General features: G+C 26.5%; 17 protein-coding genes. 8 read left to right on the top strand and 9 right to left on the bottom strand.

The features are described 5' to 3' along the window. Nucleotides 1–15 precede the first annotated feature (15 nt). A complete protein-coding gene (locus H0H67_RS00300) occupies nucleotides 16–2,967 on the bottom strand; it encodes a 4Fe-4S dicluster domain-containing protein (protein ID WP_185859583.1) in 2,952 nt (983 codons plus the stop codon). A 31-nt stretch (nucleotides 2,968–2,998) separates the two neighbouring features. After that, the gene (locus H0H67_RS00295; RefSeq protein WP_238784576.1) at nucleotides 2,999–4,303 is read right to left on the bottom strand and encodes a c-type cytochrome; all 1,305 of its coding nucleotides are present in this window, start codon (nucleotides 4,301–4,303) and stop codon (nucleotides 2,999–3,001) included. A gap of 150 nt (nucleotides 4,304–4,453) precedes the next feature. Here H0H67_RS00295 and H0H67_RS00290 point away from each other — a divergent pair, with 150 nt between their 5' ends. The 5 genes from H0H67_RS00290 to H0H67_RS00270 are packed head-to-tail and all read left to right on the top strand — an operon-like array spanning nucleotide 4,454 to nucleotide 8,817. Then, the gene (locus H0H67_RS00290; RefSeq protein ID WP_238784575.1) at nucleotides 4,454–5,764 is read left to right on the top strand and encodes a M16 family metallopeptidase; all 1,311 of its coding nucleotides are present in this window, start codon (nucleotides 4,454–4,456) and stop codon (nucleotides 5,762–5,764) included. Continuing rightward, nucleotides 5,745–7,199, top strand: coding sequence for a M16 family metallopeptidase (locus H0H67_RS00285; RefSeq protein ID WP_185859368.1), 1,455 nt, complete (start codon nucleotides 5,745–5,747; stop codon nucleotides 7,197–7,199). Before H0H67_RS00290 ends, H0H67_RS00285 begins: the two co-directional genes overlap by 20 nt. Continuing rightward, on the top strand, nucleotides 7,196–7,510 hold the full coding sequence (locus H0H67_RS00280) for an iron-sulfur cluster assembly protein (protein WP_185859367.1): 315 nt from the start codon (nucleotides 7,196–7,198) through the stop codon (nucleotides 7,508–7,510). The genes H0H67_RS00285 and H0H67_RS00280 overlap by 4 nt, the downstream gene beginning before the upstream one ends. Nucleotides 7,511–7,521: 11 nt before the next feature. Then, nucleotides 7,522–8,463 (top strand): SPFH domain-containing protein, encoded by a 942-nt coding sequence (locus H0H67_RS00275; protein WP_185859366.1) that lies wholly within the window; start codon nucleotides 7,522–7,524, stop codon nucleotides 8,461–8,463. A gap of 6 nt (nucleotides 8,464–8,469) precedes the next feature. Then, complete coding sequence (locus tag H0H67_RS00270; RefSeq protein ID WP_185859365.1) at nucleotides 8,470–8,817, top strand: DUF3127 domain-containing protein; 348 nt, start codon at nucleotides 8,470–8,472, stop codon at nucleotides 8,815–8,817. Between the two features lie 2 nt (nucleotides 8,818–8,819). Here H0H67_RS00270 and H0H67_RS00265 read toward each other — a convergent pair whose 3' ends face one another. The 4 genes from H0H67_RS00265 to sucC all read right to left on the bottom strand — a co-directional run bounded on the left by H0H67_RS00265 (nucleotide 8,820) and on the right by sucC (nucleotide 14,384). Continuing rightward, the gene (locus H0H67_RS00265) at nucleotides 8,820–9,455 is read right to left on the bottom strand and encodes an endonuclease III domain-containing protein (protein ID WP_185859364.1); all 636 of its coding nucleotides are present in this window, start codon (nucleotides 9,453–9,455) and stop codon (nucleotides 8,820–8,822) included. A 2-nt stretch (nucleotides 9,456–9,457) separates the two neighbouring features. Then, nucleotides 9,458–11,566: an ATP-dependent Clp protease ATP-binding subunit gene (locus H0H67_RS00260; protein WP_185859363.1), complete on the bottom strand. Its 2,109-nt coding sequence runs from the start codon at nucleotides 11,564–11,566 to the stop codon at nucleotides 9,458–9,460. A gap of 114 nt (nucleotides 11,567–11,680) precedes the next feature. Continuing rightward, complete coding sequence (locus H0H67_RS00255) at nucleotides 11,681–13,183, bottom strand: AAA family ATPase (protein ID WP_185859362.1); 1,503 nt, start codon at nucleotides 13,181–13,183, stop codon at nucleotides 11,681–11,683. After that, nucleotides 13,176–14,384, bottom strand: a complete 1,209-nt coding sequence (sucC, locus tag H0H67_RS00250) for an ADP-forming succinate--CoA ligase subunit beta (protein ID WP_185859361.1) — start codon at nucleotides 14,382–14,384, stop codon at nucleotides 13,176–13,178. Before sucC ends, H0H67_RS00255 begins: the two co-directional genes overlap by 8 nt. 111 nt (nucleotides 14,385–14,495) lie before the next feature. Here sucC and H0H67_RS00245 point away from each other — a divergent pair, with 111 nt between their 5' ends. From H0H67_RS00245 to H0H67_RS00235, 3 genes are read left to right on the top strand one after another with little or no spacing between them, the layout of a single operon-like run. Continuing rightward, nucleotides 14,496–15,173 (top strand): ABC transporter ATP-binding protein, encoded by a 678-nt coding sequence (locus H0H67_RS00245; protein ID WP_185859360.1) that lies wholly within the window; start codon nucleotides 14,496–14,498, stop codon nucleotides 15,171–15,173. An 8-nt stretch (nucleotides 15,174–15,181) separates the two neighbouring features. Further along, nucleotides 15,182–15,844, top strand: a complete 663-nt coding sequence (locus H0H67_RS00240; protein ID WP_185859359.1) for an alpha/beta hydrolase — start codon at nucleotides 15,182–15,184, stop codon at nucleotides 15,842–15,844. Between the two features lie 15 nt (nucleotides 15,845–15,859). Further along, nucleotides 15,860–16,408, top strand: coding sequence for a hypothetical protein (locus tag H0H67_RS00235; RefSeq protein WP_185859358.1), 549 nt, complete (start codon nucleotides 15,860–15,862; stop codon nucleotides 16,406–16,408). 3 nt (nucleotides 16,409–16,411) lie between these two features. Here H0H67_RS00235 and H0H67_RS00230 read toward each other — a convergent pair whose 3' ends face one another. The 3 genes from H0H67_RS00230 to H0H67_RS00220 are packed head-to-tail and all read right to left on the bottom strand — an operon-like array spanning nucleotide 16,412 to nucleotide 21,549. Continuing rightward, entirely contained in the window at nucleotides 16,412–17,536 is a 1,125-nt protein-coding gene (locus H0H67_RS00230; RefSeq protein WP_185859357.1) for a hypothetical protein, read from the bottom strand. Nucleotides 17,537–17,559: 23 nt separating this feature from the next. After that, on the bottom strand, nucleotides 17,560–18,750 hold the full coding sequence (gene odhB, locus H0H67_RS00225; protein WP_185859356.1) for a 2-oxoglutarate dehydrogenase complex dihydrolipoyllysine-residue succinyltransferase: 1,191 nt from the start codon (nucleotides 18,748–18,750) through the stop codon (nucleotides 17,560–17,562). 27 nt (nucleotides 18,751–18,777) lie between these two features. After that, the gene (locus H0H67_RS00220) at nucleotides 18,778–21,549 is read right to left on the bottom strand and encodes a 2-oxoglutarate dehydrogenase E1 component (RefSeq protein ID WP_185859355.1); all 2,772 of its coding nucleotides are present in this window, start codon (nucleotides 21,547–21,549) and stop codon (nucleotides 18,778–18,780) included. Between the last annotated feature and the right edge of the window lie 14 nt (nucleotides 21,550–21,563).

Here is a 21,563-nt window from a genome sequence, read left to right as displayed (position 1 = left end):
TTTTCTATTTCATTTTTACTGTTTTTTATCATTTCTTATTTTCACTTGATAAGAAACATTAGGTCTGATTCCTATAAAATCGAGAAGTTTATAAAATCTTGAATCTTTTATTTTTTTGGAAATAAGACTATTTTGATCATTAACATCTCCAAAAGTAATGGCTTTTGTAGGACAAGAAATACTGCAAGCTGTTTCAAATTCTTCGTCTTTTATTTTTCTTTTTTCCTTTTTTGCTATTCCTATAACATATTGTGTTCTTTGTATACATAAAGAACACTTTTCCATAACACCTCTAGTTCTAACGACTACATCCGGATTTAAAACCATTTTTCCTAAAGTATTATTCATATTAAAATCAAATTTTTGATTATTAGCATAATCGAACCAATTAAAACGCCTAACTTTATAAGGACAGTTATTTGCACAATAACGAGTTCCTACACAACGATTATAAGCCATCATATTTTGTCCTTGTTTTCCGTGAACAGTTGCTCCCACAGGACATACCGTTTCACAAGGAGCATAATCACAATGTTGACACATTATAGGTTGAAAAGAAACTTTTGGATTATTATAAATATTTAATGATTTATGATCATGATTTTCTTTATTATTGAAATAGTATCTGTCCACACGTAACCAATGCATATCTCTAGATTTTCTTATTTCTTCTTTTCCAACAACAGGAACATTATTTTCTGAATGACATGCAATAATGCAAGCTCCGCATCCAATACAAGCATTTAAATCTACAGATAAATTAAAATGATGCCCATTTTTTTTATTTCCTTCTTTTTGATCCCAAAGAGAAATTTCTTGTGGAGAAAATCTTCCTTTATGAGTATAAATTTCTTCTTCTTTATTCCAAATTTCTTTAGGATTTCTTAAAAAGGTATCTAAATTTGTTTCTCTCACTAAATTTCTACCTACTGTTGTATTTTGCAATTGAATACAAGAAAACTTATGTATCCTTTCGGATTTTTTTATTTGTATATTTTTTTGTAGAATAGAAAAATTTTCATAAACTCTGTAAGCATTTTTTCCATTACATAATTTGGATAACTTTCCATTTTTTTGTCCATAACCGAAAGCTAAGCCTATAGATCCTATAGCTTGTCCAGGTTGAATCAAAACAGGAACATCTCGAATTAATATTTTATTATTTCTAATTAAGTCTACACAATTTCCATTTAAAGATCCATCTCCTACATTCCAATTCTTTAATTTCATTCTGTTTGCATCAAAATATGACATGGTTAAATAGTTATCCCAAGTAGTACGTGTGATGGGATCCGGAAATTCTTGTAGCCAAGGATTATTATATTGATGTCCATCTCCCATGCTTGTTTTTGTATATAATCTTAGTTCAAAATGTTCTTTTATTCCTTCTTCATAATTAATTAATTTTTGACCATATTTTTGTATTTTCTTTTCATTCACTACAAGTTTTTTAATAAATTTTTGATTCTTCGTTTGCACAACTCCATGAAACAATGCTTCATTAAAAGATGAAAGATTAGATTCAGGAATAATATTTTCTTTCCAGGTTTTTTTCAAGAAATCATAATAATTTTTATATTTCATTTTACCCCAAATAATTAAGGAATCTTGCAATTGTCTTGTATCAAAAATATGTTGAATGGTGGGCTGAATCAGCGTGAAAATATTAGTAATAGGATTCATATCGCCCCAACATTCTAGCCAATGAGGAGTAGGTGCTAATACATCTATGATTTCATTAGTATCATCTTTATTCATAGAAAATGATACAGTTAAGGGTATTTCTCTTATGAATTTTTTTATTTTTTTGTAAATAGATAATGGAAAACTGTAAATAGGATTAGTATTGTGAATAAATAAACATCCAATGTTTCCCTTTTCCAAATTTTTTAAAAATTTATCTAATTCTTGATCATTGCTTTCTTTTGATAAAATATATTGATTATTTTGCAATGCATTACTTTTAATTTTTTTATTAATTAAAAAAGAAAGTTCATAAGATTCCTGGTCTCCATCTGCAAGAATTACACTTTTGGATCCTGCTTTTTCAATTAAAAGTGCTATTTCCTTTGCATGTTGATTTTTAGGTTCTTTTTCAAAAAAAATTTTTTGATAAATTTCAAATAACATATTCTTAATGTCAGAAGGTTTTTTCGCTATTCTAATGTCTGCATTTGCTCCAGAAATAGTCATATTGCTTTCTATTTGAATATGTTGCATCATTGATTTTTTAGGATTCCTATTTGATACATAAGATGGCCCCATATTTTCTGGACTCCAATCTCCTAATAAATCAGCATCAAACGAAACTATTAATTCAGATTTTTCCAAATCAAAAAAGGGAAAAGCACGAACTCCAAATATTTTTTCTGATGCATCTAATACTTTGGAATAGGAAATAGCATCATAAATAATCCACTTAGTATTAGGATATATTTTTTTAAAATCTTGAATTAACTTTTTGGTGGAAAAACTTGGATAAGAAGAAGAAAGGAATACTATATTTTTTTTTGTTTTAGATATATTTTCCAAATGTTGAATAATATAATTATCTATTTTGATCCAAGAACTTTTTTTTCCTTTTAAAAAAGGATATTTTAATCTTTCTTCATCATAAAGAGATAATAAAGAAGATTGTATTCTAGCCGAAGTTGTGTTGAAGTATTTTGAAGTTGAATTAGGTTCTATTTTTATAGGACGTCCTTCTCTTGTTTTCACCAAAACACTTCCTATATCAAAAGAATCAATCATAGTGGAAGCGTAATAATTGGGAATTCCAGGAGTTATAGAATCTGGTTTAACAACATAAGGGATAGATTGAATGACTGGTCCTTTGCAAGCAGCTAAAGTGACTGAAGCTGTGCTAAAACCTATCCATTTTAGAAAATCACGTCTAGATGTTTTTTCTTTAAAAAGATCTTTAATTGGGTTATAATTTGAAACTACTTTTTTATTTTTTAATTTCATAATAATTTTATTAATCGCTTTCATTTATTTTTCAATAATGACATTTAGCACATTCTGTTCCACCAACCATATCTACAGTTATTTTATTTTCTTTTTTTATATCATTCGAAAAATACTTCTTATAATATTGATTGTTTATATCGATTTCTATATTTCTATGACAGGAAATACACCATTCCATGGTAAAATCATTAGACATTTCTACTTGATCCATTTTTTGGACATCTCCATGACAAGCATTACAAACCAAATTGACTTTCTTAAGTTTTTTGATCATTTTTTCTCCATTTATAACATGTTGAGAATGATCAAAATAAACAAAATCTGGCATATTATGGATACGGATCCATTGAATAGGATGAGTTTTTTTAGAATATTTCCTGGTTTCCGGATTCCATCCTACAGAGTGATATATTTTTTGTATTTCCTGATTGTATTCGTCTCTATTTTTTCCTTTTTCTAAATAATCTCCTTTATATTCATCAATAGTGATATGACAATTCATGCAAATATTTGCTGAAGGAATACCGGATACTTTTCCATATTTTGCAGAAGAATGACAATACTGACAATCAATTCCATTAATTTCAGAGTGAATTTTATGAGAAAAATAAATCGGTTGTACAGGTTTGTACCCTTTATTTACATCTATTTTCATTAGAGAATTCCAAATCCCATATATTCCTAGCAAAAATAAAAAACCTACAAAACAGAATAGGAATCTCCATCTTATCTTTTTTTTTCCTAAAATTTTATTGTATAAAATCTTTATAAGAAAATCTTTTTTGTCGAAAATGGGATCTTTTGTTTCACTTAATAACTTAGTTAGAAGTTGAATTCTGTATAAAGTCCAAAGTAAAATTAAAGATAGAATGCTAAAACAAAAAACAATCAATTTAGTTAAAAATTGTTTTTCTTCTATTTCACTTTCACGGTTTATTTCATGACTTTCTATTTTTTCTTTTTTTTTTATCGAATTTGGATTTTGAATAAAAAATAAAATATCATCTATTTGTTTATTAGAGAGTTGAGGGAATAAATTCATTTCCAAGTTTCCATATTCTTTGTAAATAGCTATAGCATCTTTATCTCCACTTTCTCTCAAAGATTTATTATTTATAATCCATTTATGTAACCATTCACGGCTTCTTTTTTCGGTTACGTTAGATAGAGCAGGACCTATCATTTGTTTTTCTAAATCCATAGAATGACATGCTGTGCAATTTTTTTTAAAAAGTTTTGCTCCTTCTTCAGCATCTCCTTGTATCTCTTCAGCTATTAAGAAAGAAAAAAAAGAAAAAGATAAAATGAAAATAGAGAATAAAATTTTTTTCATATAAATAAACAAATTCATACATTGTTTTATTCAACAAAAATAGAATAAAAGAAAAAAATTCCATTTTTTGGAAAAAAAAATTTGTAAATTTCTTTTGTTAATCTTTAACTTTGTTTTATGTTTATGTACAGGATTTGTTTTTTATTAATAATGTTAGCTACGATGTTTAATCATTTAAACTCCAAAGATTACAAGAATTTGTATAAAATAAAATTTTTAGAAGAAAAATTATCAAATGGACTGCATGTTATCTTGCATCAAGACAATACAAACCCTTTAGTTTCTATTTCTGTTTTATATCATGTAGGAAGCAAAAATGAAACTCCCGGAAAATCTGGTTTTGCTCATTTTTTTGAACATCTTATGTTCGAAGGGTCTAAAAATATTAAAAAAGGAGAATTTTTTAAGTATATAGCATCTAATGGGGGGAAAAATAACGCATATACAAACCATGACGAGACTTGTTACTATGAAGTTTTGCCATCTGATCGCCTTCCATTGGCTTTATGGTTAGAATCGGAAAGAATGCTTCATGCTAAAGTGGATGAAGAAAGCATTAATGTACAAAGAGAAGTGGTAAAAGAAGAAAAAAAGATGCGTATAGAAAATCAGCCATATGTGACAGCCTTTTCGGAAGTGATTCCTTCTTTATTGTTCAAAAAACACCCATATAGATATCCTATTATTGGATTCGAAAAAGATTTAGATACAGCTACAGAAAATGATTATAAGGAATTTTATAAAACATATTATGTTCCAAATAATGCTGTTTTAGTTGTATCGGGTGATTTTGATATGAATGAAGCAAGGAAACTAATCAAAAAATATTTTTCTTCCATTCCAAGAGGAAAAATAGATTTTAGAATGAAAAGAATAGAAGAAGAGCCTCTTAAGGAAGAAATATTTTCTACATATGTGGATAAAAATACTAAAGTTCCTGGAGTCTTTTTATCATATAGAGTTCCAAAAATGACAAATAAAGATTCTTATGTCTTAAAGATAATAGATCATGTATTGTCTTCTGGAGAAAGCTCACGTATCATGAAAAATATTGTTAATTCTAAACAAATGGCTTCTTATGCAGGTTCTTTTTTCGATACAATGGAAGACTATGGAATTTTTATTATATATGGACTTATCAATCCTGGAATTACTTTAGACCAATTAACTAAAATCATAGATGAAGAGATTGATCTACTGAAGGAAAAAGGAATCACAGAATATGAATTAGAAAAACAAAGAAACTTTTTTGAAAAAAAATTTCTATTCGATAATTATTCCATGAGCGGTATTTCTGAAAATTTATCTCACTATTATTTATATTATCAAAATGCGAATTTAATTAACACCGATATCGATAAATATCGTGAAATAACTGTAGAAGATATCAAAAGAGTAGCTAACAAGTATTTAAATAAAAACAATAGAGTTCGTTTATACAATGTTCCAGACAACAAATAGACTTTTCAAAAAAATTATTCTTATTATAACAATTTTTTTTCATACAACAATTATGTTTGCTCATACTGTTAATCGTAATATTCCCCCTAAATCTTTAAAAAGAAAAACGACTATTAATGTTGAAAAACCTGAATTTTTTCAAATGAAAAATGGATTGAAAGTTATGGTTGTAGAGAATCATAAACTTCCTTTAGTTAGAGTTGGTTTAGAATTTGACTCTCAACCTTTTTTAGAAAAAGATAAAGCTGGAATAAAAAAAATTTTTGGTCAAATGCTTCGTTCTGGAACAAAGAATCATTCCAAGGAAGAATTAGATGAAATGATTGATTATATAGGATCTAATTTGTATACTTCTTTTTTTGAAATATCTATTTCTACTTTAAAGAAACATTTGAATAAATCCGTTTTCATTATGAGTGATATTTTACTGAATAGTAGATTTGATAACTCTAAAGAATTAGAAAAAATAATAAAACAAAGAATTATAGATCTTCATCTTTCAGAAAAAGATCCTAATGCTATTTTACAACGTGTTAGAAATGTTTTATATTTTGGAAAAGATCATCCTTATGGAGAATATGAAACTTATGATACTATTAAAAATATAACTCTTGATGATTTAAAAAAATTATACGAAAAATATTATATTCCAAATATATCTTATCTTTCTTTTGTAGGGGATATTTCCAAAAAAGAAGCAGAAAAATTCTGTGATCTTTATTTTTCTAAATGGGAGAGTAAGTCATATTTTGATGAACCTTCTAAAGAAGAATATCTGATTCCTTCTGAAACAGAAATCAATATAGTAGATCTTCCATCTCTTACACAATCTACTATTTGTTTCGGAGGACCTATTTGTTTTAAGAAAAGTGATCCTTCATATTTTTCTTCTATATTAGCAAACGGAATTTTAGGTGGAGGACCTCAAAGTCGTTTGTTTTTAAATCTTAGAGAAAAAAAAGCTTATACATATGGGGCTTATTCTGTTTTGAAATCGGATAAAAATATCGGTTATTTTTCAGTTTATACTCAAGTTAGAAATGAAGTTACAGAAAAAGCGATCAAAGATATCTTAAAAGAAATTATCAAAATAAAAAAGGATAAAGTTTCTTATGAAGAATTGAATATTAAGAAAAAAGAAATAAGTGGCCAATTTATTCTTGATTTAGAAGATCCAAACAGAATTAGTGATCTTTTTATCTGCGAATTGAAAAATAATCTTCCAAGTGGATTTTATAGAAATTACTTAAAAAAAATAAAATCAGTTACTGCAGATGAAATACATCAATCATGTAAAAAACTTTTTTCTATCAAGAATGGTAGAATTATAATTGTTGGAAAAGCTAATGATATTTTACCCAGTATAAAGAAATTAGGTTATCCTATTCGTTATTTTGATCAATTTGGATCTTTATTAAAAAAAAATGATAAATGAGTAAAGATCATTCCTTAGAAGATCGTATTATTTCAGTGCTGAAAAGTATATATGATCCTGAAATACCGGTAGATATTTATGAGTTAGGTCTTATTTATGATATTCAAGTTTTTCGTGAAAAAGAGGTTAAAATAGTAATGACTTTAACTACTCCAAATTGTCCAGTAGCAGAGAGTTTACCTATAGAAGTCAAAAAAAAAATTGAGTCTTTAAAAGAAATAAATAATGTAGATGTTGTTTTAACATTTGATCCTCCTTGGAGTAGAGAGTTTATGAGTGAAGAAGCTCGTTTAGAATTAGGTTTATTATAAATTTTTTAAGTATGAGTATTTTTAGTTTACTATTTTATGGAATATTAACTCTTTTAATTTTATCTCTTTTTTCCAGTTTCATTTTTATAGTTAATCAAGAAACAGCATCTATTATTGAAAGAATGGGAAAATTTCATAGCATCCGTTATGCTGGATTGAATTTTAAAATTCCTATTTTAGATCATATAGTAGGAAAACTCACTTTGAAAATTCAACAACTAGATATTTTAGTGGATACAAAAACTAAAGATAATGTTTTTGTAAAAGTAAAAATATCAGTTCAATTTAAAGTGATTAAAGAAAAAGTATACGAAGCCTTTTATAAATTAGATAATTCTCATGCTCAAATTACTTCTTATATATTTGATGTTGTTAGAGCAGAGGTACCAAAAATGCGTTTGGATGATGTTTTTGAGAGAAAAGATAACATTGCTCTTGCAGTAAAAGGAGAATTAGAAGGTTCTATGTTAGATTATGGATATTCTATCATTAAAGCGTTAGTTACAGATCTTGACCCAGATGAACAAGTGAAACAAGCTATGAATCGGATCAATACAGCTGAAAGAGAAAAAGTAGCGGCTGAATATAAAGCAGAAGCTGAAAGAATTAAAATTGTTGCTAAAGCTAAAGCAGAAGCTGAAAGTAAAAAATTACAAGGAAAAGGGACAGCAGATCAACGTAGAGAAATAGCTCGAGGAATATTGGAATCTGTTGAGGTATTAAATAATGTAGGAATCAATTCACAAGAAGCTTCTGCTTTGATTGTGGTAACACAACATTATGATACTCTTCAGGCCATGGGAGAAGGAAGTAACACCAATTTAATTTTATTGCCGAATTCACCAGGAGCAGCTAGTGAAATGTTGAATAATATGATTACTTCATTTAATATTTCTAATCAAATTGGAGAAACACTTAAAAAGAAAAACAATAGCAAAAAAAATAAATTATAAAATTTCATGGAAATTATAGGAAAAGTTAAAAAATTGTTTGAATCTCAGAAATTTGACAGTGGATTTAGAAAAAGAGAAATTGTTATCACTACTGAAGAACCATATCCTCAAAATATATTAATTGAATTTATTCAAGATAAAGTAGACTTATTAGAAAATATAAGACCAAAAGATAAAATAAAAGTTTTTATCAATATTCGTGGAAGAGAATGGACGAATCCTGAAGGAGTGATTAAATATTTTAATTCTATCCAAGGATGGAAAATAGAAGATTATTCTCCAGGTTCTTCAAAAAAAACTTCTGCTATATCTCCATCTTTATCTTCTGACGATTTTGATGATTTACCTTTCTAATCTTATAACAAATTTTTTCTTAATAATTCTTGATAAATTATGTCCTTCTTTACATCCCAATTTTTAGAAGGTGAATATTTTTTGGCATAAAAAATAATTTGAAGATGCAATTTTCTCCAGATTATTTTATTGAAAATACGTTTAGCATCTTTTTCCGTTTTTTTAACGTTTTTTCCATCACTTAATTTCCAACGATACATCATCCTATGAATATGAGTGTCTACAGGAAATACAGGAATGTTTGATACATGAGATAAAAAAACAGATGCTGTTTTATGTCCTACTCCAGGTAAAAATTTTAATTCTGAAATATTTTTAGGAATAATACTATTGTATTTATTTATCAAAATAGTAGATAAATCATAAATATTTTTAGATTTTTTATTATGGAGTCCTATATTTTTTATGAAATTTTTTATTTTTTCAACAGAAAGATGAATTATATCTTTAGGAGTTTGAATTTTTTTAAACAAATATTTTGTTATTTCATTTACTTTTTTTTCCTTACTTCTTGCAGTAAGAATAACAGCAATGAGTAAAGTATATTCATTGGTATAATATAAAGTGCTAATTGGATTTGGATACAAAAAATCTAATATATTTTCAATCAATTTTGTCTTTTTAGTCAAAAGATTCATATTTATTGAATAGAAATTTCCACATCGTTGTTTTTTTTATTCATCTTTAATAAAATTTGATTTCCTTTTTTTAATTTTTCACTAATTATACATTCTGATATAGGATTTTTAATAAATTTTTCTATTACTCTTTTTAAAGGACGAGCTCCATATTCATGATCAAATCCTTTATTTTTAATAAAGTCTTTTACTTCAGGAAATAAAATTAATTTATACCCTAGATTAGATACATGAAGTATTATTTTTTCTAATTCTATATGAGTAATTTCCGATATATCTTCTTGTGTTAGAGAATTAAAGATGATAATATCATCTATTCTATTTAAAAATTCTGGAGAAAAAGTTCTTTTTAAAGCTTTTTCTAACACATTTTTAATATAATTATTTGATTGTCTTGCTTGAGTATGAAATCCAATTCCTTTACCAAATTCTTTTAATTGTTGTGTTCCTGTATTTGACGTAAAAATAATTACGGTATTTCTAAAATTTATTTTTCTTCCAACACTATCTGTTACATATCCGTAATCTAAAATTTGCAACAAAATATTAAAGACTTCATGATGTGCTTTTTCTATTTCATCTAATAATATGATGGAATAAGGTCTACGACGTATAATTTCTGTTAATTGTCCTCCCTCTTCATAACCAACATAACCTGGAGGAGCTCCTATTAACCTAGAAACAGAGAATTTTTCCATATATTCACTCATATCTAGACGGATTAATGATTCTTCTGAATCAAATAGTTCTTTTGCAAAAATTTTCGCTAAATAAGTTTTTCCAACACCTGTTTGTCCTAAAAATATAAAAGAACCTATAGGAGAATTAGGATCTTTTAATCCAGTTCTGTTTCTTTGAACCGCTCTTACTATTTTTTCTACTGCTTCATTTTGTCCTACTATTTTTTCTTTTAATATATCTATCATTTTATTTAATTTCTTCATTTCAGCTTGAGCTATTCTGTTTACTGGGACTCCACTCATCATAGATACAACTTCTTCAACATTTTCTTCGGATACGATTTCTTTATTTTCTTTAGAAGATTCTTCCCACTCTTTTTGGGCTTTGATTAATTGTTTTTCTATACGTTTTTCCGTATCACGCAAACGTGCAGCTTCCTCGTATTTTTGACTTTTGACTACTTTTGATTTTTCTTCACGGATATTTTCCAATTCTTTTTCTAGAAGAACTATTTCTTGTGGAACTTTTATATTTTTAATATGAACGCGAGATCCTGCTTCATCTAAAGCATCAATCGCTTTATCTGGCAAATAACGATCAACAATGTATCGTACAGTAAGGGTGACGCAAGCTTTTATTGCTTCTTCTGTGTAAAGAACATTGTGATGACTTTCATATTTTACTTTTATTTTTTTCAAAATTTCTATAGTCTCTTCTTCAGAAGAAGGTTGTACTATAATTTTTTGAAATCTTCGTTCTAAAGCTCCATCTTTTTCTATATATTGTCTATACTCGTTTAACGTGGTAGCACCAATACATTGAATATCTCCTCTTGCTAAAGCAGGTTTAAATATGTTCGACGCATCTAATGATCCAGTAGTCCCTCCTGCACCAATCATAGTGTGAATTTCATCTATAAAAAGGATTAAATCTGCATTTTTTTCTGATTCATTTATAATTGCCTTCATTCTTTCTTCAAATTGTCCTCTATATTTAGTTCCAGCAACTAAGCTGGCTAAATCCAAAACAACTACTCTTTTATTGTATAATACTCTAGAAACTTTTTTTTGTACAATACGTAGTGCTAATCCTTCAGCTATCGCAGACTTACCAACTCCAGGTTCTCCTATGAGTAAAGGATTATTTTTTTTTCTTCTACTCAATATTTGAGATACACGTTCTACTTCTTTGTTTCTCCCTACTACAGGATCTAATTTTCCTTTCATTGCCATAGCATTCAAATCTCTTCCAAAATTATCCAAAACAGGAGTTTTGCTTCTGATTGAGGCTCCTCCATAATAACCGGAACCTGTTCCACTTCCTCCAGATCCGTAAGAAGAAGTAGAACTATCATTTTCAATATCTTCATCTGAATAAGCAGAAGAGAAAAAAATTTTTTTTCTACTGTTTGACGAGTAATAATGAATCATAAATTAAAATCATTAAAAGTGTTTAGTGTTCATAAAAAAGATAAAACATATTATCAATTTTCTTAGAAAATGAATATAAATTTTTTAGAAAAATTTTAACATCAAGTTTGTTGATTATAAAAGGTTTTTTTCTTCTTGTGAAGAAGATATTTTTAAATTCAATCTTTCTATTAATGTTTCTACTAATTTATTTTTTTGAGACAAAAAATTGTACTGTTCTATTGGATATTTTTTTGAATCTTTTTTTATTACTTTAAATTCCAAATGTGGATTATTTAATTTTTTTTTGACCAATTTTTCAAAATTGGTTTGAATTGATAAAAAATCTCTGTTTTCCAGTTTACAAGGAATCATAAAAAATATTTTATTTTTTATGACTTGAAATTGGATTTCATTTTTCAAAAAATCTAAATAAATAGGATTTATCTTTTCTGAAAATTTTTGTACGAACTTGATCCAATTTTTTTGTAAAAAATGAATTTTTTCATTTTCTTTATAAGAGGAAAATTCTTTACTCTCTTTTTCTATTAGAGAATTTTCATGATTTCTTTTATGAATAGAAAAAAAATGTACCAATTGAATTAAATTTATTTCTACTGTCAATCTTAAATTTTGATTGTTTAATCTGTATTCTTTTTCCAAACGATGGAAAACACTCCAAGCATGAATTAAAAAAAAGAAAGATATTTTTTTTGATTGTTCGATATAAGATTGTATGATTTTCTTTTTAAATTTCAAAATGGAAACTGTTTCATAATTCTTCGAAAGAAATAAATTTCTGAAATGTTTAGTTAATCCAATTACCAGATTATAAGAGTCAATTTTATTTTGATAAATTTGATTTAACAGTGTCAATGTTTTATAAACATTTTTATCTAAAAGATAATCTACTATTTCAAAATAGTACTTTACATCAATTATTCCCAATTTATTCATTATGAAACATTTGGTTATTTTTTTTTCATTACATGATATTAATCTATCAAATAAATGAATAGCCTTGCTCAGAGATCCTTTTACATGCTTAGAAATAATCAATAAAGATTCATTTTCTATTTCTATGTTTTCTTTTTCAGAAATCATTTTTAAATGAAAAAAAATATCTTTTACAGAAATGCTTTCAAATTCAAAAATTTGACAACGTGATAGAATAAATTCTGGAACTATTTTTTCTTCTGTACCGCAAAAAATAAATAATATATGCGGATTTTTTTCTTCTATAAATTTCAAAAGAAAATCAAAAAAATCTTTAGAAAACCTATGTATTTCCTTGATAATAAAAATATTGTACTTCCCCTTTTTAGGAAAAGAGCGAGATTGATGAATAATTTTATAAATATCCTCTAATGAGGAGTGAAAAAAACCGTTAATTTCAAACGTATTTAAAGAAAAATCTTCTAATTCGGAAAATGAATTCAATTCATTAGCTAAAATATGTGCACATGTATTTTTTCCTACTCCTTTTGGTCCAAAAAAAAATAAAATTTTAGATAAACGATTTTCTTGTATTGCCTTTTTTAGGGTGATAGAAATCTTATATTGTCCTACCAAACCATTCCATTTTAATGGTTTATATTTATCAGCTAATACAATTTTATCAGAAAAAACCTTATTCATAAGCATCTATCTGCAAAATTTCTTGAATTTTATCAGCAGCATCTTTCAATGTATCTGTCGAATAAATAGGCAAAAAACTATTTTGAAGCATTTTTTTTGCTATTTCCTCATTTGTTCCTTGTAACCGAACAACCACCGGAATTTTAATATCATGATCTATTTTAGAATATGAATTAATTATTCCTTTCGCTACTGTATCACAACGGACTATCCCTCCAAATATATTGATCAATATTGTTTTAACAGATTTGTCCATCAATATAAGAGAAAAAGCTTTTTCTACACGTTCTTTATCCGCAGAACCTCCTATATCTAAAAAGTTAGCTGGTTTTCCACCACAAAATTTAATCATATCCATAGTAGCCATAGCTAATCCCGCTCCGTTGACCATACATCCTACATTTCCTTCCAATTTTAAAAAATTTAAATTAGCTTTATAAGCTTCTTTTTCAAGAAGATCAAGATCTTCTTGATCATCCATTATGGAATATTTTTTATGACGAAACAAAGCATTATCATCTAATACAATTTTTATATCTACAGGAATAATTTTTTTATCAAATGTTTTGATTAAAGGATTGATTTCTAACAGCAATGCATCAAAATTTATATAAACTTCATAAAGAGAAATTAAAAAAGAAATAAAATTTTTTAAAGAATCGTTATTCATTCCCAGATTAAAAGCAATTTTTCTAATTTGAAATAATTGTAATCCCAATACTGGATCTATTTCTTCTGTATAGATTTTATCTGGTTTTTTTTTTGAAAGATCTTCTATATTGATTCCTCCTTCTTTGGAATAGATTATCATATTTTTTTCTATGTCACGATTAAGTAATATAGACAGATAATATTCTTTAGGAGGGGTTAACTCGTAAGAATAGATATCTTCAGACAATAAAATTTTTCTAACTAACTTTCCTTTTTTAGAAGTTTGTGGAGTAACTAGAAATTTTCCTAAAATATTTTTCGATTTTTCATAAACTTCATCTAAAGTTTTCGCTATTTGAATACCACCAGCTTTTCCACGTCCTCCTGCATGTATTTGGGCTTTAATCACCAAAGATTTTTTTTCAGTTCTTTTAAAAATAATTTTTGCTGCTTCTACAGCTTCTTCTGGAGAAGAAGCAAGTATTCCATATGGAACTTGAATTGAAAAAGAATTCAGTATTTCTCTACCTTGGTATTCATGTAAATTCATTGAAAATAATTTTATTTATAAGTAAATTTAAACTAAAATTCGCTTATTTTTGAAATGTTTCTTTAACTTGTTGATTTGGTTTATGATTAAAGAGTTTTAAATTTACGGAAAATGATTCATGCTGAAAATATTTACAAATCTTTTGGAAAAGATGAAGTAATCAAAGGAGTGAATCTTTTTGTGAAAGAAGGTAATATGGTGTGTATTTTGGGTGAATCTGGGGCAGGAAAAAGTACACTGTTACATATATTAGGAACTTTGGAAAAACCTACTCTAAAAAAAAAAATAAAAACTGTTCTAAGAATCAATGGAAAAGATGTCTTATCTCTTTCAGAAAAAGAGCTTTCTATTTTAAGAAATCAAACAATAGGTTTTGTATTTCAAACACCTCTACTTCTTCCTGAATTTACTGCATTAGAAAACATTTGTTTGCCGGGATTTATAAACAGAAAAAATAAAAACGATGTAAAAAGAAAAGCTAAAAATTTATTAAACCAATTAAATCTTTCTAAATATGAAGATTCAAAACCAGAAGAACTATCTGGAGGACAAAAACAAAGATTATCTGTAGCAAGAGCTTTAATTAATAATCCTAAAATCATTTTTGCAGATGAACCTTCTGGAAATTTAGATAAAAAAAATGCGGATGAATTACATAATTTTTTTTTCTTTAGAAAGAAACTAAAACAAACTTTTTTAATTGTCACTCACAATATGCAATTAGCAGACATGTCTGATGAAAAACTAAAAATAGAAAATGGAACAGTATATCAAATGAATAAAAAATAACATATTTTATGCTTTTAAAAAATCAACTTTCTATTAAACATATTATAAAAAAACCGAACAATGAAAATGAAATTGCTCTTTTTTTGATGATTCACGGATATGGAAGCAATGAAAGAGATCTTTTTTCTTTCAAAAAAGATCTTCCTGAAAATTTTTTCATAATTAGCATTCAAGGAATTTATTCCATTGGAATAGATAAATATTCTTGGTATGATATTGATTTTTCTAATGAAAAAAAATTTATTAATATTTTACAAGCTCAAAAAACTATTGAAAAAATATCTTTTTTTATAGATGAAGCTATTCAAGAGTATAAATTAAAAGAAAATAAAGTTTGGTTATGTGGTTTTAGTCAAGGAGCTATTTTGAGCTATGCTATAGCCTTAAAAAAACCTAATAAAATAAAAAAAGTAATCGCTTTGAGTGGATATTTAGAAAAAAGTCTTTTGACGGAAAAAATGAATCCAAATATTTATACTCATTTAGAATTTTTTATATCTCATGGAAAATATGATACAGTAATTCCTTTAAGTTGGACAAAAAGAGGATTAAAGTTTCTTAATAAGCAGAAAATCCTTTCTTTACATTACAAAGAATATGAATCTGGACATACTTTAAATAGTCTAAATTACCAAGATCTTATTAATTGGATCAAAAAAAAAAATATTTGAATAAAAAATTCAATCATGAGTAAGTATTCAAAAGTAATATTATTTTTATTAATTTTTTTAGTATCTATTTTTCTATTTTTTCAGAAAAATTATTTCTATGGAAGTATTCTATTTTTATTAAGTTTGATCCCTATTTTTTTTATTTTTAGAAATGAATTTTTATTATTGGCTTTTTTAAAAATACGTAAAAAAGATATGAATGGATTAAAAAAGTATTTAGAATATGTTAAAAACCCTGAATTACAACTTACTAAGAATCAAATGGCTTATTTTTATTTTTTAAATGGAATTTTGTATTCAGAAAAAAATATACTTCAATCAGAAAATTATATGCAGAAGGCTTTGGATTTTGGACTCAAATTTAAACAAAACATAGCCATTGCAAAATTGAATCTTGCAATAGCGTCTTTATCAAAAGGAGATAAGAAAAGAGCTGAACTTTTATTGTGGGAAGCGAAAAAAACAGATATTTCTGGATTGTTACATGATCAAATTCAAATTATAAAAATTCAAATGAAAAAAATGAATATTGTAAAAAGACAAAATCCTTATATTAGAAATTAAAAATCAAAAACGTATAACCCACAATCCCTTATTTATATATCCTCCTTTATCAGATACTTTATGATATTTATATTTTCTGATTAATCCTGAAAAAGATCTTTTGTCTATTGTCTTAAATAAATTTTTGTTTTCAAAAAGTTTTTCTAGGATGTCATAAGTTAAATCGAATCCCAATAATTGGTATTTATTTAAGTGATTTACAAATTTATTTTTTATAAAATGAAACATTTTTCTTTTATTTTCATCATTTTGATTCAAATGATATTTTTTTGTGAATATAAATTTATATTTTCTGAGTAAGGAAATATTTTTGTCATAAATATTATGATAACCTACTCCAAAAGGGATTATTTTTTCATTATTTTTAATAAAATCAATAAAATCTTTTCCTAATACAGGATTTCCTCCTAAAAAAATAGCAAAAAAAGGAATATTTTGACTAATATGAACAAAATTATTTTTCAAATAATAAATTTGAAAATGAATATTCCATTGTAATAGCTTCTTTTTTAGAAAATTTGTCATTTTTTTAGATGGATCCTCACCTATCAAATACAAAGTTTTTATTTTATTTTTTTGATAAATAAATTTTATTTTTTCTAAAATAGGTTCTACAAGATAAATATCTTTTGTTTCTGATTGAATAACATTTGGATAATAATTTAAAGAGTCAGAAGCTATCAGTGGAGAAATAATAGGCGTATTTTTGTTATTTTTAGCAACTTCTTCTAAAGAAGAACGAAAAAAAGGACCTATAATAGCATGAGTATTAGATAAATTATATGAATGGATGAAATTTTTTATCCTCTTTTTTTCATTTTTTGTATCAAAAACTTGAACATTTATTTTCTTTTTTTTTAATAAAAGAAAATCAATAGCACTTTGAGCTCCAAGATAAAAGGATAAAGCATTTTCACTCAACTTTTTACTTTCGTGATTTATTTTTTCGTCTTTTACGGAACTAAAAAACAAAGGCAACATAAAAATTATATTAATGGAAGCTGTGTTAATTGTAGAGTTATATGTTTTATCTTCTTTTTTTTTTGTTATAAAATGATTATAACCCGGATCAATATCTGATAAAAACAAAATAACAAAAGAAAAAAAAACAAGAATAATATTTTTCATAATATCATTTTATCTTCTTTTTTTTATAATTCTAATATTTTATGAATATTTTTTTCACTTCCTTCCATTAAAAATTTTATTGGATTTTCTATAGATTCCTTGACCGTTTTTAAAAATCCAACAGATTCCCTACCATCGATTATTCTATGATCGTAAGATAAAGCTAAATACATAATAGGACGTATTTTAATAGATCCATCAATCACTACAGGTCTTTCCATAATTTTGTGCATACCCAATATTGCACTTTGTGGTGGATTTATAATTGGAGTAGATAACATAGATCCAAAAACTCCGCCATTAGTAATGGTAAAAGTTCCTCCTGTCATTTCATCTATGGATATTGTTCCATTCTGGATTTTTGTTGATAATTTATTGATTTCCTGTTCTATTCCACGAAATGATAAATGTTCCGCATTCCGTATGACAGGAACCATTAATCCTTTAGGTCCAGATATAGCAATACTAATGTCACAATATTCAAAATTAATTTTTTCTTCTCCACTAATCATAGAGTTAACATCTGGATACATCTGCAATGCTCTAATACAAGAAATAGTAAAAAAAGACATGAATCCTAAATGAACTCCATGTTTCTCTTTAAAAATTTCTTTATATTTTCTTCTTATAAGAAAAACTTCTTGCATATCAACTTCATTGAATGTAGTTAGTGTGGCTGTTTCATTTTTTATGGAAACTAATCTTTCAGAAAGCTTTTTTCTTAGAGGAGAAAGAGGTGTTATTGTTTTTGATCTATACATCGTAATAGGTCTACCAACAGAATAAGTTTTCTTTTCAAGAAATACACAATCTGATTTTGTAATTCTCCCATTTTTTCCTGTTCCTTGAACAGATTCTATAGGAATATTCTTTTCTTTTAAAATTTTCTTTGAAGCTGGAGAAAGAATTTTTGCATTTACGGAATGAAACTCTTTCTTATTCTTCTTTTCTTTATTATGAAATTCTTTTATGCATTTTTTAGAAGTGTCGATATGGCACAATACATCTCCAACTCGTATTTTTTCTCCTTTTTTTACCATTAAGCTTATCACTCCATTCTCTTCTGCAGAAATTTCTAAAGTAGCCTTATCTGAATCTATTTCTGCTATCCTTTGTCCTTTAGAAACATAATCACCATCTTTAACGAACCATGTGGAAATCTCTACTTCCGTAATTGATTCTCCTGGAGAAGGGACTTTGACCTTTGTTATCATAATTTCAATTTTTTAAATATTACAAAATCAAAAAAAAGCTTTTTTTAATATTTTATCTTGAATTTTCAAGAAATCTGGATAAGATCCTGTAGATGGACTAGAACTTTCAGATGGAGCAATTAAATTAAATGAAATTAAATTTCCCAATTTTCTTAAAATAAAACTCCATAATCCCATATTTTCTGGTTCTTCCTGGACCCAAATAACTTCTCTTTTATTTTTGTATTTAGAAAGTAAATTTTTAATTTTTTCCGTTTTTAATGGATAGATTTGTTCTATACGAATCAATGCTGTTTTTTCATCTTTCAGTGCTTCTTTTTTATTAAGCAAATCATAATATATTTTTCCAGAACAAAAAATTAATCTAGTGATTTGATTAATATCTATTACAGAAGTATCATCCAAAATTTCTTGAAATTTTCCTTGAGAAAGATCTTCTATTGGAGACAAGCATTTTGCATTTCTAAGTAAACTTTTTGGAGTAAAAACTATAAGAGGTTTTCTATATTTTAACTTCATTTGTCTTCTTAAAAGATGATAGAAATTAGCTGGGGTCGTGCAATTAACCACAAACAAATTGTTATTAGCACAAAGTTGCAAATAACGTTCAACGCGTGCGGAGGAATGTTCCGGTCCTTGCCCTTCATATCCATGGGGAAGTAACAACACAATACCATTGCTAATTTTCCATTTATTTTCTCCGGAAGAAATATATTGATCTATTATAATTTGCCCACCATTTCCAAAATCCCCAAATTGAGCTTCCCACAAAGTTAAAACATAAGGAGAAAACATAGCATATCCATAATCAAAACCTAAAACTCCATATTCTGAAAGAGGAGAATTATATACCTGCATTTTTCCTTGTTTTATTCCTATCTGATTTAAAAGAATAATTTCTTCTTCTTCTTCTGTTTTTACAATAGCATGACGCTGAGAAAATGTTCCTCTTGCCACATCTTCACCTGATAAACGAATATGAACTCCTTCATCCAAAAGTGTTCCATAAGCCAGTAATTCTGCCATGCTCCAATCCACTAATTTTTTTCCAATCATTTCTAACCTTTGTTGAAAAATGGATTCCGTTTTTTTAAAAAATTTTTTATTCTTGGGAAGAGAAAAAATTTTATTGGATATATCTATAATTTTTTTCGTTGGAATTTGTGTATCTACTCTTTTAAAAATATCTTCATCACTAGATACTATAGGATAATTTTTCCACTCTTCTTCTAAAAAAGAATTTAATACATTCCATTTGATATTTATTGCTTCATGATATCCTACATTCAGAATCTGTTCATATTCTTTTTCCATACTGATTATATCATTTTTATTAATGATTCCTTTTTTTTCTAATTTTTTTTTATACAGATTATAAGAATTTGGATGTTTTGAAATAGCTTTGTATAAAGAAGGTTGAGTGAATCTAGGTTCATCTCCCTCATTGTGACCATATTTTCTATATCCAAGTAAATCTATAAAAACATCTTCATGATATTGCATTCTAAAATCTACAGCAAAATAAATTGCTTGTATAACAGATTCTACATCATCGGCGTTAACATGCAATACTGGAGAAAGAACAACTTTTGCTACATCAGTGCAATAAATACTAGAACGTCCTTCAGTATAATTTGTGGTAAAACCTATTTGATTATTAAGTACAATATGAATTGTTCCTCCAGTTTTGTATCCTTTTAATTTAGATAATTGGATGACTTCATATACAATCCCCTGACCTGATAATGCTGCATCTCCATGAATTAAAATAGGAATAATTTTTTCTGAATTACTATTTTGATTATAAGTAATATCTATTTTTGCACGTGCAAATCCTTCTACAATGGCATCTACAGATTCTAAATGTGAAGGATTAGGAACCAAATTCATTTTAATGTATCGTCCTTGACGAGTCTTTCTAACTTTAGAAAATCCTAGATGATATTTTACATCACCAGAAAATGTCTTTTCTTTGTACTCTTTTCCTTGAAATTCACTAAATATTTGAGAATAATTTTTTTGAAAGAAATTAGAAAGAATATTTAAACGTCCCCTATGTGACATTCCAATTATGAAATATTCTGTTAAATATTTTCTGGATGTATATTCTATCATCTCTTCTAATGCAGGTAATACGGATTCATTTCCTTCTATAGAAAACCTTTTTTGTCCTACAAATTTTGTGTGAATAAAATTTTCAAATGCAACTGCTTCATTTAATTTTTTCAAAAAAAACTTTTTTTCTCCTGCAGAAAATTGCAGTTTTCTTTTTTGAAACCATTTTTCAATCCATTGAATTTTTTTTAGATCATAAATATACATGTATTCTATTCCTATAGATCCACAATAAATATTTTTTAGATAATTGATTATATTTCTCAATGAAGTCTTTCCAAGACCTATTAATTTTCCAGATTCAAAAAATACGTCAAGTTCTTTATCAGATAATCCGAAATTTTTTAAATCCAAAGAAGGAAAATATTTTCTTCTTTCTCGTATAGGATTTGTGCGAGTAAAAAAATGACCTCTTTTTCTATAAGCATGAATCAAATTAGATACTAAAAATTCCTTTTGGATGATCCCGTTATCATTTTTATTCTCAATATTGAAAGATTTTCTATGATTTTCTTGATTGATTGATTGACGAACGGTTTTATAATTTTTTTTTCCAAAATCAAATCCATGAAAAAAAGCGCTCCAACTTGGCTCTATTGAATTAGGATCTTTTTTATACTTGTTATATAGAAATTCTAAATCTTTAAAATGAATGGTATTTAGAAAAGAAAATCTATCACTCATATACTATTTTTACT

This window comes from Blattabacterium cuenoti (genome assembly GCF_014251575.1).
Classification (GTDB): domain Bacteria; phylum Bacteroidota; class Bacteroidia; order Flavobacteriales; family Blattabacteriaceae; genus Blattabacterium; species Blattabacterium cuenoti_N.
The sequence above is the reverse complement of the archived record's forward strand: the minus strand, read 5'-3'. Positions and strand labels throughout refer to the sequence as shown.

Coding starts and splice junctions, on each gene's coding strand:
- H0H67_RS00300 (WP_185859583.1), bottom strand. CDS start 2,967: ATGAAATTAAAAAATAAAAAAGTAGTTTCAAATTATAACCCAATTAAA.
- H0H67_RS00295 (WP_238784576.1), bottom strand. CDS start 4,303: ATGAAAAAAATTTTATTCTCTATTTTCATTTTATCTTTTTCTTTTTTT.
- H0H67_RS00290 (WP_238784575.1), top strand. CDS start 4,454: ATGTTAGCTACGATGTTTAATCATTTAAACTCCAAAGATTACAAGAAT.
- H0H67_RS00285 (WP_185859368.1), top strand. CDS start 5,745: ATGTTCCAGACAACAAATAGACTTTTCAAAAAAATTATTCTTATTATA.
- H0H67_RS00280 (WP_185859367.1), top strand. CDS start 7,196: ATGAGTAAAGATCATTCCTTAGAAGATCGTATTATTTCAGTGCTGAAA.
- H0H67_RS00275 (WP_185859366.1), top strand. CDS start 7,522: ATGAGTATTTTTAGTTTACTATTTTATGGAATATTAACTCTTTTAATT.
- H0H67_RS00270 (WP_185859365.1), top strand. CDS start 8,470: ATGGAAATTATAGGAAAAGTTAAAAAATTGTTTGAATCTCAGAAATTT.
- H0H67_RS00265 (WP_185859364.1), bottom strand. CDS start 9,455: ATGAATCTTTTGACTAAAAAGACAAAATTGATTGAAAATATATTAGAT.
- H0H67_RS00260 (WP_185859363.1), bottom strand. CDS start 11,566: ATGATTCATTATTACTCGTCAAACAGTAGAAAAAAAATTTTTTTCTCT.
- H0H67_RS00255 (WP_185859362.1), bottom strand. CDS start 13,183: ATGAATAAGGTTTTTTCTGATAAAATTGTATTAGCTGATAAATATAAA.
- sucC (WP_185859361.1), bottom strand. CDS start 14,384: ATGAATTTACATGAATACCAAGGTAGAGAAATACTGAATTCTTTTTCA.
- H0H67_RS00245 (WP_185859360.1), top strand. CDS start 14,496: ATGATTCATGCTGAAAATATTTACAAATCTTTTGGAAAAGATGAAGTA.
- H0H67_RS00240 (WP_185859359.1), top strand. CDS start 15,182: ATGCTTTTAAAAAATCAACTTTCTATTAAACATATTATAAAAAAACCG.
- H0H67_RS00235 (WP_185859358.1), top strand. CDS start 15,860: ATGAGTAAGTATTCAAAAGTAATATTATTTTTATTAATTTTTTTAGTA.
- H0H67_RS00230 (WP_185859357.1), bottom strand. CDS start 17,536: ATGAAAAATATTATTCTTGTTTTTTTTTCTTTTGTTATTTTGTTTTTA.
- odhB (WP_185859356.1), bottom strand. CDS start 18,750: ATGATAACAAAGGTCAAAGTCCCTTCTCCAGGAGAATCAATTACGGAA.
- H0H67_RS00220 (WP_185859355.1), bottom strand. CDS start 21,549: ATGAGTGATAGATTTTCTTTTCTAAATACCATTCATTTTAAAGATTTA.